General features: G+C 65.5%; 10 protein-coding genes and 1 pseudogene. 5 read left to right on the top strand and 6 right to left on the bottom strand.

Annotated features, from left to right (window positions below; genetic code table 11):
* Nucleotides 1-16: 16 nt before the first annotated feature.
* Genes narI through MSIMFI_RS13425 form a run of 5 tightly spaced genes read right to left on the bottom strand, consistent with a single transcriptional unit; the run spans nt 17 to nt 7180 of the window.
* Nucleotides 17-748 carry a respiratory nitrate reductase subunit gamma gene (narI, locus tag MSIMFI_RS13445; protein ID WP_191497568.1) on the bottom strand — a complete coding sequence of 244 codons (732 nt, stop codon included), beginning with the start codon at nt 746-748 and terminating at the stop codon, nt 17-19.
* On the bottom strand, nt 745-1401 hold the full coding sequence (gene narJ / locus MSIMFI_RS13440) for a nitrate reductase molybdenum cofactor assembly chaperone (RefSeq protein WP_191497567.1): 657 nt from the start codon (nt 1399-1401) through the stop codon (nt 745-747). Before narJ ends, narI begins: the two co-directional genes overlap by 4 nt.
* Entirely contained in the window at nt 1398-2996 is a 1599-nt protein-coding gene (narH, locus tag MSIMFI_RS13435) for a nitrate reductase subunit beta (protein WP_191497566.1), read from the bottom strand. The genes narJ and narH overlap by 4 nt, the downstream gene beginning before the upstream one ends.
* A 3-nt stretch (nt 2997-2999) precedes the next feature.
* Complete coding sequence (locus MSIMFI_RS13430; protein ID WP_224770180.1) at nt 3000-6752, bottom strand: nitrate reductase subunit alpha; 3753 nt, start codon at nt 6750-6752, stop codon at nt 3000-3002.
* A 35-nt stretch (nt 6753-6787) separates the two neighbouring features.
* Nucleotides 6788-7180: a (deoxy)nucleoside triphosphate pyrophosphohydrolase gene (locus MSIMFI_RS13425; RefSeq protein ID WP_186242262.1), complete on the bottom strand. Its 393-nt coding sequence runs from the start codon at nt 7178-7180 to the stop codon at nt 6788-6790.
* Between the two features lie 24 nt (nt 7181-7204).
* Here MSIMFI_RS13425 and MSIMFI_RS13420 point away from each other — a divergent pair, with 24 nt between their 5' ends.
* The 3 genes from MSIMFI_RS13420 (at nt 7205) to MSIMFI_RS13410 (ending at nt 10697) form a co-directional block, all read left to right on the top strand.
* On the top strand, nt 7205-7489 hold the full coding sequence (locus MSIMFI_RS13420) for a 4a-hydroxytetrahydrobiopterin dehydratase (protein ID WP_186242261.1): 285 nt from the start codon (nt 7205-7207) through the stop codon (nt 7487-7489).
* A gap of 353 nt (nt 7490-7842) precedes the next feature.
* Nucleotides 7843-9228, top strand: coding sequence for an alpha/beta fold hydrolase (locus MSIMFI_RS13415; RefSeq protein ID WP_224770179.1), 1386 nt, complete (start codon nt 7843-7845; stop codon nt 9226-9228).
* Between the two features lie 32 nt (nt 9229-9260).
* A complete protein-coding gene (locus MSIMFI_RS13410) occupies nt 9261-10697 on the top strand; it encodes a serine hydrolase domain-containing protein (protein WP_191498178.1) in 1437 nt (478 codons plus the stop codon).
* On the opposite strand, the gene MSIMFI_RS13405 is transcribed toward MSIMFI_RS13410, so the two are convergent.
* The gene (locus MSIMFI_RS13405; protein ID WP_191498177.1) at nt 10691-11881 is read right to left on the bottom strand and encodes a mannosyltransferase; all 1191 of its coding nucleotides are present in this window, start codon (nt 11879-11881) and stop codon (nt 10691-10693) included. The genes MSIMFI_RS13410 and MSIMFI_RS13405 overlap by 7 nt on opposite strands.
* Nucleotides 11882-12042: 161 nt before the next feature.
* On the opposite strand from MSIMFI_RS13405, the gene MSIMFI_RS13400 reads away from it, so the two are divergent.
* Nucleotides 12043-12759, top strand: coding sequence for a hypothetical protein (locus MSIMFI_RS13400; RefSeq protein WP_186242260.1), 717 nt, complete (start codon nt 12043-12045; stop codon nt 12757-12759).
* A 46-nt stretch (nt 12760-12805) separates the two neighbouring features.
* Nucleotides 12806-13467 (top strand): annotated as a pseudogene (locus MSIMFI_RS13395) (hypothetical protein); the annotation flags it as partial.

Below are 13467 nucleotides of genomic sequence, written 5' to 3'. Positions count from 1 at the left end.
TGAATGTCGGGCGCGGCTACCAGCCGCGGCGGCGCGGCACTGAACCGACCAACTGGTGCTTGTCGGCCGCCTCGCGGCTGCGGTAGACGATGTAGGGCCGGAACAGATAGGCGATCGGCGCGCTGAACACATGTACCAGCCGGGTGAACGGCCACAGCGCGAACAACATCAGCGCGATGAACACGTGTATCTGGTAGTACAGCGCGGCGTGGGCCATCAGATCCCCCCGCGGATCGAGGATCCAGATCGACCGGAACCACACCGACACCTTCTGCCGGTAGTCGTGCAGCTCGCCGAAGTGGGTGGCGCCAATCAGCGTGCAGCTCATCCCCGCCACCAACGCGCACACCAACACCAGATACATCACCACGTCATTGCGGGTGGTGGCAATTGCGACGGCGCCGCGAGTGCGCCGCCGGTAGATCAACAGCCCAATGCCGAGGATGGTGGCCGCCCCGGCAGGGATGCCGAGCATCAGCGCCTGCAGGTGGTACAGGTGATCGCTCATCCCGATGGTGCGGGTCCACGGTTCCGGGATGAGCAGGCCCGCAACGTGGCCCATGATGACTGCCAGGCTACCGAAATGAAACAGCGGACTACCGATCGACAGCAACCGGGACTCGTAGAGTTGCGACGAGCGGCTGGTCCAGCCGAACTTGTCATACCGATATCGCCACCAGGTGCCCACGACAACGATCGCCAGCACCACGTAAGGCGCATCGTCCCAAAAGATTTCGAGGAGGTTCATGCCCGGCCACCGGCGCGTTTGGGCGGGACGGTCAAGGTAAACGGCTGCAGCCCAACGGCTTCCGCAGGCGGACCGGAAGCTGCTAGGTGCTGTGCCCGGCGCACGTCCTGGTCGGTGGCTGCCGGCAAGGTCTGGCAGACCGCCGTCACGGTGTGTTCGTACGGGGAGTTGGCGTCAGCCAGGGCGCCACGCAACACGTCGATCGGGACCCGATGCTCGGCGAGCAGCCTGCGACCAGACTCGGGAGCGACAGTAGCGGCGAATTCTAGTACGACGGGCAAGTAATCCGGCGCTTCTTGGCGTGGCGGCTCGACACCAGCGTCCCGATATGCGGTGGCGAAGGTCAGCATCTCGCGACCGCGGTTGCGGGTGTCGCCAGCGGTCCAGTACGTCAGGTACATGGTGGCGCGCCGGCGCATGTCGAAGGTCTCGACGTAGTGCGCCGCGGCGGCCATCGGATCGCGGGCACGCAACGCCGCCGCCGTCCGGGCCAGCAGCCCCGCCGCCGGTCCGCTGACATGGCCCAGCAGCTCATCGACGGTGTCGAGTCGTTGCACCAGGCCGTCATCGGGATAGGCGAGCAGCAGGGAGGCGCACTGCCACACCAGCCGGTCTTGCAGAGCGCTGTCGCGGGCTCGGGACAACAGCTTCATCGGTCGACCCTGTCCGGGAAGAGGCCGGCGGGCTTACCCCTGCCGTCCCAGTTGAGCAGGTTCGTCTGTGTTTGTCGGTGCCGCAACGCATGGAAAGTTTCGACCGCGACCGGCATCGGCCCGGGTTCGTACATGCCCGGTCCACCGTCGAACGACAACGAACACCCCGTATCCTCGGCCATCTCTGCGCCCGGCAGGTCCGCGGCATATGCCGTCGGAATGACATAGCGCTCTTCGTATTTCGCGATCGCCAACAGCCGGTACATCTCGTAGATCTGTTCCTCGGTCATCCCGACCGCCTGCGGGATGTGCGGCTGGGTCTCGCGGCCCAGGTTGATATCGCGCATATAGGACCGCATCGCCGCCAACCTGCGCAGCACTCCTGCGACGACCTCGGTGTCGCCCGCAGTGAACAGCTCCGCCAGGTACTGGATCGGAATGCGCAGTGCCTCCAGGGCGCCGAACAGATTGCCCAGATCCTCGCCATCGTGCCCGTCGTGGCTGACGGCATCGACCACCGGTGACAGCGGCGGGATGTACCAAACCATTGGCATGGTCCGGTATTCCGGGTGCAGCGGCAGCGCCACCCGGTAGGTGTTGATCAACGCGTACACCGGAGACCGCTGCGCGGCTTCGATCCATTCCGCCGAGATGCCCTGCGCCCGCGCACCCGCGATTACCTCAGGATCATTGGGGTCCAATAGAATCCGGCGTTGCGCCTCATACAGGTCGGTGTCGTTTTCCACCGACGCCGCCTCGAGCACTCGGTCGACATCGTAAAGAACCAGCCCGAGGTAACGCAGCCGACCCACGCAGGTTTCCGAGCACACCGTCGGCAACCCCACCTCGATGCGCGGATAGCACAGCGTGCACTTTTCAGCCTTGCCGGTTTTGTGGTTGAAATACACTTTCTTGTAAGGACATCCGGACACGCACATCCGCCAGCCACGGCAGCGGTCCTGGTCGACCAGCACGATGCCGTCCTCGGTGCGCTTGTACATCGCCCCCGATGGACACGAGGCCACGCACGACGGATTGAGGCAGTGCTCGCAAATGCGCGGCAAATAGAACATGAAGGTCTCTTCGAGCTTCAGCTTCACCTGGTGGCTGACCTTTTGCAGGATCGGGTCGCTGGGCACGATTTCCGGTGAGCCGGCGAGGTTGTCGTCCCAATTCGAGCCCCACGACAGCTTCAACGGCTGGCCGGTGATCTGGCTGCGCGGCGCCGCCGTCGGAAAGGTGTCGCCGGCTGGCGCCTGGGTCAGGTTTTCGTAGTCGTAGGTCCACGGCTCGTAGTAGTCGCCGAGGTTGGGCAGTTTGGGGTTGGCGAAGATGCGCAACAGCTTTGCGAAACGTCCGCCGTCACGTAACCGGAGCCTGCCCTTCGCATCCCGCATCCATCCCCCGCGCCACCGACCCTGGTCCTCGTAGGTGCGCGGATAGCCCACACCGGGACGGGTCTCGACGTTGTTGAACCACACGTACTCCGTTCCCGGGCGATTGGTCCAGGCCTGCTTGCAGGTCACCGAACAGGTATGGCACCCAATGCATTTGTCGAGGTTCATCACCATCGCCATCTGCGCCATTATCTTCATTGCTTAGTACGTCACCTCCTGGCTGCGGCGGCGCACCACGGTCACTTCATCGCGCTGATTGCCCGTGGGACCCAGGTAGTTGAACGCGAACGCGTGCTGGCCGTAGCCACCGGCGAGGTGGCTGGGCTTGATGCGCACGCGGGTGAGCGCGTTGTGGTTGCCGCCACGCTTGCCGTTGCTCTCGGTGCGCGGCGTGTCCACAGTGCGCTCCTGCACGTGGTAGACGTACACCACCCCATCGGGCATGCGGTGCGACACGATCGCCCGGCACACATAGATGCCATTGGCGTTGACGGCCTCGACCCAATCATTGTCGCGGACTTTGATTTTCGCCGCGTCGCCCGGGCTCATCCACATCGTCGGGCCGCCGCGGGACAACGACAGCATGTACAAGTTGTCCTGGTAGGTGGAGTGAAACGACCACTTCGAATGCGGCGTCAAATACCGCACGGTAAGTCCGATTCCATCGCCGGTCGGGCCGAGCTGGGGTGCATCGAACAGCCGCGCCATGTCCAGCGGTGGCCGGTAGACGGGCAATTGTTCGCCGAGTTCCTCGATCCAGTCGTGGGCGAGGTAGAAGTGCATCCGCCCGGTCAGGGTGTGAAACGGCTTGAGGTGCTCGATATTGATGGTGAACGGGGCATACCTGCGGCCCCCGGTCTCGCTGCCCGACCATTCCGGGCTGGTGATCACCGGAACCGGACGTGCCTGGGTGTCGGCGTAGGTGATGCGGCGTTCCTCGCTGCCCTCGGCCAGATGAGCCAGCCGCTGCCCGGTGCGCTTCTCCAGCTCGAGGAATCCCTCGACGGCGAGCCGCCCGTTGCATGTTCCCGACAGAGCGAGGATCGTGTCGGCCATCCGTCGGGCCGTGGTGATCGCCGGACGTCCCTCGGCCACACCGGAATCCATCACGCCGAATTTGGCGGCCAGTTCACTGACCTCACGAAACGGGTGGACGGTGTAGCCCTTGACGGTCGTGCCGAACTTCTCGACGAGCGGTCCCAAGGTCACCCACTTGTCGTAGGTTGCGGCATAGTCGCGCTCCACGACGGTGAGCTTGCCCATTGTCCGTCCGGGCACCGGAACCTCACCGGTTTCCAGCCAATCACGTTCGGTGCCATCGGGATACGCCATCTCGTCCGGAGTGTCGTGCTGCAACGCGGTCAACACGACATCGGTACGCGTACCCAGATGGCGCTTGGCCAGCGCACTGAACACCCGCGCGATCGCGGCGAATGCGTCGAAATCCGAACGGGTTTCCCACGGCGGGTCGATTGCCGGGCTGAATGCGTGCACGTAGGGGTGCATGTCGGTGCTGGACAGATCCGCCTTTTCGTACCAGGTCGCGGCGGGCAGCACCACGTCGGATACCAGCGTCGTCGACGTCATCCGGAAGTCGACCGACATCATCAGGTCGAGCTTGCCCTCCGGAATTCCGTCGGCCGCTTCGGACTGAATGTTGGAGTCGGTCCCCAGCAAATGCCGCAGAAAGTACTCGCCGCCCTTGCCCGACGAGCCGATCAAGTTCGCCCGCCACACGGTCAGTACGCGCGGCCAGTTGACCGGGTTGTCGGGATCGCTGATTGAGAGTGTCAGCTTGCGCTGGGCGAGTTGTTCGGTGACGTAATCCGTGACGCTGCGGCCGGCGGCGCGTGCCTCGTCGGCGACGTCGAGGCTGGACCGATCGAACTGGGGATAGAACGGGCTCCAGCCCATCGCCGTCGCCGAGGTCATCAGGTCCATCGTGTGTTTTCCGGCGAACCTGCCGCGGCCCACCGGGCTGGTCAGCTTGTCCGCGCCGTAGGCGTCGTAGCGCCACTGGTCGGTGTGCGCATACCAATACGAGGCGCCGGGCACCTGCCGCGGCGGGCGCACCCAGTCGGTGGCGTTGGCCATCGTCTGCCACCCGGTCAACGGACGCACCTTTTCCTGACCGACGTAATGCGCCCATCCCCCGCCGTTGCGTCCCATCGATCCGGTCAACATAAGCAGCGCCAGCACCGAGCGGTAGATGACGTCACCGTGGAACCAGTGGCAGATGCCACCGCCCATGATGACCATGGATCGGCCGCCGGATTCCTCTGCGTTGCGCGCAAATTCCTTCGCGATGCGGATGGCTTGCGCGGCCGGCACCCCGGTGATCGGCTCCTGCCAGGCCGGTGTGTTCTGCTGGGTGGGGTCGTCGTAACCGGTGGGCCATTCGCCCGGCAACCCCTCGCGCCGTACGCCATAGTGGGCGAGCATCAGGTCGAACACCGTGCACACCAGATGCTGGCCGACCCGGCGCACCGGCACCCCACGTGACACCGTCTCACCATGGCCGTCGACGGTGTCAAAGCTGGGCAGTTCAACACATGCCGCACCATCAACACCCTCGGCGCTTAGGGAAGGTATCAGCGGCCCCAGGTCCAGGTTCCATTTTCCGACGCCGTCCTCACCGAAGCGGAATCCCAAGGAGCCCTGCGGCACCACGACGGCATCGGTGACCTGGTCGAGCAGCGCCGGTTTGAATGCGGCGTTCTCAACCTCCTCACCGATGTCAGCCGCCGTCAAGAACTTGCCCGGCACCAGCGTGCCGGCGCGCTGTTCCAGCTTGATCAGGAACGGCAAATCGGTATAGCGGCGCGCATAGTCGATGAAGAACGGAACCTGCTTGCGCACATAGCATTCTGTGAGAATCACGTGGCCCATGGCCATGGCCAGCGCGGCGTCGGTGCCGGCGGCGCAGCGCATCCACTCGTCGGCGAATTTGGTGTTGTCGGCGTAGTCGGGGCTGACGACCACGACTTTGGTACCGCGATAACGGGCCTCGGCCATCCAGTGCGCATCGGGGGTCCGGGTGATCGGGACGTTGGAGCCCCACATCACCAAGTACGATGCGTCCCACCAATCTCCGGATTCGGGGACATCCGTCTGGTCACCGAACACCTGCGGCGAGGCCACCGGCAGGTCGGCATACCAGTCGTAGAACGACGTCATCACGCCGCCGATCAGCTCGATGAACCGGGAGCCCGCCGCATGACTGACCATGGACATCGCCGGAATCGGTGTGAAGCCGGCGACCCGGTCCGGGCCGTAGGTCTTGATGGTGTGCACGTGGGCCGCGGCGATCATCTCGGTCGCCTCGGCCCAGCTCACTCTTACCAGTCCGCCCTTGCCGCGGGCTCGCTGGTAGCGGCGACGACGCTGCGGATCGGCTTGGATGTCAGCCCAGGCCAGCACCGGGTCGCCCAGCCGGGCTTTGGCTTCGCGGAACATCTCGACCAGCACGCCGCGGGCATACGGATAGCGCACCCTCGTGGGCGAATAGCTGTACCAGGAGAACGACGCGCCACGGGGACAACCGCGCGGCTCGTATTCGGGTCGGTCCGAGCCCACCGAGGGGTAATCGGTCTGCTGGGTTTCCCAGGTGATGATCCCGTCTTTGACGTAGATCTTCCACGAGCAGGAGCCCGTGCAGTTCACCCCGTGTGTGGAGCGAACCACCTTGTCGTGACTCCACCGGTCGCGGTAGAAGACGTCACCCTCACGGCCGCCGCGCCGCGTTACCGTGCGCAGATCATCGGAGAAGTCACCCGGCGTAAAGAAGTGACCGCTACGCGCCAGCAATTCCTCGATCGGTCCGCCGACGCCAGGGGGCGGGCCGACCGTCGTCACGACGCCGCCCGGGAGACCATCGGGATCGGTTCTGGCATGCAAGTCAAGGTCAAGGTTTTTGTTACGTTGTTCATTCCAGTCGACCGTACCTACCTTCATTGGGCCTGTATGTTTGCTGCAAACGGGCTGCGTACTCAGAGCTCTCGAGTCAGGTCGTCAAGCCAGGCGCGATCGGCCGGCACCCAGTCGACGTCGCGCAGTTCGGCCGCCGTGACCCAGCGCAGCGCCCGGTGGTCGCGCGCGTGCGGTTCGCCACGAAGCAGCCGCACCCGATATGCGCGCAGTGTCGTCGTGTCATCCAATCGAACATCGCCGCCGAGGCGGTGGCCCACCGCGACGTCGCTGACCTCAACTCCCAGTTCCTCGGCCAGCTCGCGAGCCAGCGCGGCACGCTCGGTTTCACCGGTGGCAACCTTACCGCCGGGAAGTTCCCACCGACCCGCCAATTCCGGTGGCCGACCCCGCTGCGCCACCAGGACCGTTGCACCGGAGATGATGGCCCCGGCGACGACGATCTGGGTCGGCATGGCCAGACGGTATACCGTCGAGGTATGGCTGTGTTAACGGATGAGCAAGTAGACGCCGCACTGCCCGACCTGAATGGCTGGAAGCACGCCGAGGGTACCCTGCGCCGATCGATCAAGTTTCCGACGTTTCTCGACGGTATTGACGCCGTGCGCCGGGTGGCGGAGCACGCCGAAGCCAAGGATCATCACCCTGATATCGATATCCGTTGGCGGACAGTGACTTTCGCACTAGTGACGCATTCAGCGGGTGGCATTACCAAGAACGACATCGACATGGCACGCGATATCAACGACATGATCGGAAGCTAACCCGGCCCGCATTTGCGCCGAGCTGGGGGTACCGCCCGCTTGCGGGGGACACGCGAGCGTGGCGCTGGACGTCGGGAGCCACGCTAACGTGACGCTCGACGCGCCGGTGCAAAATAACAGGCGTTTTCGTACCCGGCCGACGCTGCGATGTGTGAGCATGTCCTGCGATGGCGCTACACGGATCGCCCCGAATCGGTTTCGCGCTGGCGGTAACGCTGGCAATGACGTGCGTAGCCTGCACACATTCTGAGTCACCCCCTAGCGGCAAACCGTCAGCGGCGGCGGCGCCAACAACGGTGTCGCACCCGCCTGTGCAGTACCAGCCGGGCCCCTGCCCGGCAACCCCGCAACCGGTGCCGGAGCTGCAAGCTGCACACTGCGCGACGCTGGTGGTTCCCGAAAATCGCACCAAGCCCGGCGGGCGCACGCTGCGGTTGGCGGTTGCGGTCATTCCCTCGGAAACTCAGCCGGCAATCGCGGACCCGATCGTCTTTATCACCGGCGGACCAGGTGAGGACGCGATCGTGGATCCGCCGATCGCCGACGGCGTGGGACTCAACCGCAACCGGGATTTGATCCTGCTGTCGCAACGCGGCAATCACTCGTCGCAGCCCGCGCTGACCTGTCCAGAGATCGATCGGTTTTTCGCTCGCCGGGTGGGCCTGGTCTATGACGCGGCCAGCACCGGCGACGAGTATGTGCAGGCGGCAAAGACCTGCCGCGACCGCCTGGCCGGCGGCGCCGACCTAGCGGCCTTCAACTCCACCGAGAGCGCCTACGACCTGATCGATCTGCGCAATGCGCTGCACATCAATCAGTGGAATGTGTTCTCCCACTCCTACGGCACCGACCTGGCATTGCTCTACTCGCGGCTGGACGCACCGGCTATCCGGTCCCTGGCCCTCGACGGAGTGGCGCCGCCGTCGATCGCGAGTCCAAGTTGGACCTGGGGCAGCGCGCGGGAAGCATTCGACAACATGATGAGCGCGTGCACCGTGCAACCTGAATGCCAAGCACGCTATCCCAACCTTGGCGACACCTTCGTCCGGCTGGTCAACCAACTCGAGGCGCATCCCACCACCACGACGGTCAACGTCGAGGGGGTCGGCGAGACGAAGGTGGTCATAGACGGAGGCACCCTGCTGAACTGGATGGTCACCCTGGGCACCCACTTCCCGGCCGAACTGCCCGCCGCGATCGACGAACTCGCGCATGGCAATCCGGCGCGGGTCGCCCAGCGCTGGGCTTGGGTCTGGACGACTCCCAGCAGAGTCGGGATGATGGGCTGGGGCCTGACCCTGAGCGTCTGGTGCAGCGAATGGGTGCCGTTCGAGTCCGAAGACGACCAACTCCGTGCCGCCCGACAGGATTTCGCGGCCCTGCCCGATTCGGTGCGCGCCCAAGCGCCGCAACTACCGTTCCTGCGCCAGGCCTGCTCCGCGTGGAATGTACCGAAGGCCGCCGATTGGGTGCGCGGGGTAGCCGACGGCACATTCCCGGCGCTGGTGTTGTCCGGCAGCTATGACGGGCAGACCGGACCGGCATCGGGACAGTATGTGGCCCAGCATCTTCCGCATGCCATCTCGGTAACGGTCCCCGGCGTAGCCCACGGCATATACACCGACCGCTGCGGCGCCGCGATCATCGCGTCGTTCTTCAACGCCCCACAGCAGCCCGACACCAGCTGTATCAACTCGACACAGCCGCCGCCCTACGCCATCGCGCCGCCACTACCGTGACGGTGACCCGACGCGCCCTGTTGGGCGGCGCCATGGCGGGAGCAGCGGCACTCGGCCTGTCGTCGTGCTCGTCGAAATCTTCGGGCCTCGCCGCAGCGTTTGACGAGCTCGATAGCAAGATCACTGCTGGCATGAAGGCGTATGGGATCCCGGGTGCCGCGGTTGGCGTCTGGGCCGGTGGTCAAGAATATGTCAAGGGCTACGGAGTCACCAATATCGACCATCCGGTACCTGTCGACGCCGACACGGTGTTCCGGATCGGTTCCACCACAAAGACATTCACCGGTACAGCGATGATGCGACTGGTGGATGAGGGCAAGGTGGACCTGGACGCTCCGGTGCGCCGATATCTTCCCGAGTTCGCCGTTGCCGACCCAACGGCCAGCGCCACGGTGACGGTCCGCCAACTGCTCAATCACACCCCGGGCTGGATGGGGGATGATGTGCAGGACTTCGGGCGCGGCGATGACGCGCTGGCCCGCTACGTCGCCTCAATGACTCGGCTACCGCAGCTGAACCCACCGGGAGCCGTATTCGCTTACAACAACGCGGGTTTGGTGGTAGCGGGCCGGATCATTGAGGTCGTCACCGGATCGACCTACGAGTCGGCGATGCAGTACCTGCTGCTCGACCCGCTGCAGCTCGGCGACACCCACTACTTCTCCGATCAGATAATTGGTCTGAATGTCGCGGTCGCCCACAACGTGGTCGACGGCAAACCGGTTGTCGACACCGGCTTTTGGTCCTTTCCGCGCAGCTGCAATCCAACTGGGGCGCTCATTTCCAACGTGCGAGATCAGCTGCGCTACGCCAGGTTTCACCTCGGCGACGGCACCGCACCCAACGGCACCCGGCTGCTAAGCCAGCAAGCACTGACGGCAATGCGCTCAAATCCGGGTGCCGGCGGGACGCTGCAGGTCGAGCTCACCGGGATGGGTGTGACCTGGATGCTGCGGCCATCCGCGGAGAACGTCACGATCGCGCAGCACGGCGGCACCTGGAACGGGCAGCGTTCGGGATTCTTCTTGGTGCCCGATCGCAACTTCGCCATGACCCTGCTCACCAATTCCGAAGGTGGAGCCGCGCTGGCCATCGACCTTTTCGCCGACGACTGGGCGCTGCGGCGCTTCGCTGGGGTCAGCAACCTGCCCGCCACACCGCAGCACTTCAGCGCCGATGATTTGGCGCCCTACCAGGGGCGATACGTCGCCGAGCTGGTAAACGAATCCGGCGCTATTGAGCAAGCGGTCATCGAATTTCGGGCCGGCAATGGCCAACTTGACGGCACCGTGGGCGATGGCAGTGGCGACCCGGGCAGCCCAATGGGGCTGGCCTTCTACCGGCCTGACTATGGCCTGGACCTCGGACCCGACAACAAACCGGTCGGCACCCGATCTAATTTTGTCCGCGGCCCAGACGGCAACATCGCTTGGTTCCGCAACCACGGGCGCCTCTTCCGGCGTCAATAGCGCGCTCGGCGCGTCGCGGCTATCCAGCCTAGGGTCGCCAGCGCCGCCACCACGTAGACCAGGCCGGCCCAGGCCAGATACCACGGGCGGCTGATCACCCAGATCGTTGGTTGAGCGAAGCTCAGCAACCACGGCACGCCGGCCGCGGTCAGCGCCAACCAGCCCCAGCCGAAGATCCGCGCGCCGAGACGCTCCCGCAGCGGTCCATGCAGCAGCCAGATCATCATCGGCACCAGCCACACCCAGTGATGGGTCCACGAAATCGGCGACAGCAGCAGGCCGAAGAATTCGACCACCAGCAGCTTGCCGAGATGATCCGACGAGTCGAGCGCCCGCCAGGCCAGGATGGCCAGTACCGCGGTCACGGCAACCGCTGCCAGGACCAATGGACCAAAGCCGGCGTCGTGACCGAGGATTCGCGAAATCGCGCCACGCCATGACTGATTGAACGAGGTGGCAATCGGTCCCACCCGGCGAGCGTCGCCCAGCAGGTCGGTGAAGTAGTACCGGGCCTGATCCCCAATGACGACTAGCGACACGCCGATGGTGGCAAGGAAGACCACCGCCGAAAACGCGGCGGCGCGCCAGCGCCGAACACCGAGGAAATAAACGCCGGCGATCGCCGGGGTCAACTTGATTCCCGAGGCCACGCCGACGAGCAGACCCGAGAGCCACCACCGCGTGGTGTAGACCGCCCACAGCACCGCCAACATCAGCAGCACGTTGACCTGCCCGTAGTCGAAGGTGCTGCGCAGCGGCTCAAGCCAGATGGCGACCGCGGTCCATAGCATCGCGGCGGGCTGGCCGCCGGGGCCCCCAATAGCCGAAGCAACGCCCATCAAGCGCTGGCTGAGCCGAACCGCGCCGTACAGCGCGGCCATGGTCGCCACCTGCCAAATAAAAGCCACCATGCCGAACGGCAGCAGATGCAGCGGATAAAAGACGACCGCCGCAAACGGCGGATAGGTGAACGGCAGCGGGAAATCCGGCGTCTGGTCGGCATAAACGTAGCTGTACAGCGTGCCCGGACTATCGAGCGCCGCTCCACCGCCCAGGTACACGTGCAGGTCGACGAAGTTTGCGCCGTTGGGAGCCAAATAGGTCCAGGCGAATCGCGCGGCGATGCTGAGGACCAACAGCAGCGGGGCCGCGCGTGCCGCCGGGGCGGCTGTAGTGGTGTCTATCCGCCCGACTCTAGCGACCGTCCGAGTGCCGGGTCACCGCAACCACTCGTCTCAGTAACGATCCAATAAATGCCACACGTGTCACTTGAGTCACATCTGTACCGCGATAGCTTCGAGCTCGGGCCCTATGGGGACCTGTCATTCGACAACCAGGGAGAGTCATGCCAACCATCTGGACGTACGTACGCGCCGGCGCGGTCTTAGTCGGCTCGTCCGCCGCACTATTGACGGGCGGTATCGCCCACGCAGACCCGGCACCGGCGCCGGCGGACCCCGTGAGCAACATTCCGCAGCAACTGATCAGTTCAGCCGCCAACGCGCCCCAAATCCTGCAAAACCTCGCGACGGCTCTCGGCGCCACCCCGCCGCTGGCCGCTCCGAGAGCGCCGGACCCCGCACCCGGAGTGACCTCCCTGATCCCCGGATTGACACCGGCCGCGCCCGCGGCTCCCGCCACCGCGCCCGCGACGGTTCCCTCGATTCCCGGGGTAAACACGCCGATCCCGGGGATCACCTCGCCGGCACCCGCTGCGGCGGCACCCGCGCCCGCGGCAGTTCCATCCATTCCGGGAGTTAACACTCCGATCCCGGGGCTCACCGCACCAGCCGCAGCCGCACCAGCTCCCGCACCTGCAACTCCAGCCATTCCCGGGGTGAACGCTCCGATCCCGGGAGTTACCGCGCCATTGACGCCTGCGGCGGCTCCGGCGGCGCCCGCAGCGGCGCTTCCCGGCTTGGCGTCAGCCATTCCGGGTCTCGCCCAGGCGGCGCTACCGGGGCTTGCATCGGGAGCCATCCCCGGATTGCCGATCGCAGGTGCCCCTGCGCCGGCTGCGCCGTCGAATCAACCGCAGACGTTGCTCGCCGCACTGCCCTGAGCGACCTGTTAGACGGCTGACCATCACTTAAGACCGGGAGAACACCGTGGCAAGCACTTGGAGTCTGTCCAAAGGTTTGGCCGCAGTCGTCGCCACATCGGCTGCCGCGCTCGCGCTTTGTCCGAGCGCGGCAGCCGACCCCGCGACACCGCCGCCCAACCCCGCCCAACAGCTGCCGGGTCTTCCGGCGTTGACCCAGTTGAGTCCGATAATCCAGCAAGCGGCTAGCAACCCGGCGCAGGCGACGCAGCTGCTCATGGCGGCGGCGCAAGCGTTCACCCACAACCCGACGGCACCGACCGAGTCCAAGAATGTCGCCTCGTCTGTGAACCAGTTCGTAGCGGACCCAAGCAACCCCGCCCCGGCGGGAGTCACCCCGCCCGATGCCGGTCCCGTTCCGCATGTGCCACCGGTAGGTGTGCAGCCCGGCATGGTTGCACACCTACCGACGGGTATCGATCCGTCCCACGTGGCGGGCCCGGCGCCCGCCGCGGCGCGGCGGGCGTCCCGGGCGCACCCCCCCCGGCCCCCAGCCGCCGGCGGGGCCGGGGAGAGGGGGGTGGTTCTGCGCGGCCCCCCCCCCCGCCATATCGTGACCGCCGACGCAGATGTGCGGTCGGGCAATATGTTTCGCGACGGCATGATTCCTTACCAGCGCTTCCGCGGTTGGGAGATCGCCGGGCGCACCGCCGGGCTGGTCGGGCTGGG

Source organism: Mycobacterium simulans (assembly GCF_900232995.1).
In the GTDB taxonomy this organism is placed as follows: Bacteria; Actinomycetota; Actinomycetes; order Mycobacteriales; family Mycobacteriaceae; genus Mycobacterium; species Mycobacterium simulans.
Note: the sequence above shows the minus strand (reverse complement) of the source record. Positions and strands in the feature narration are given on the sequence as shown.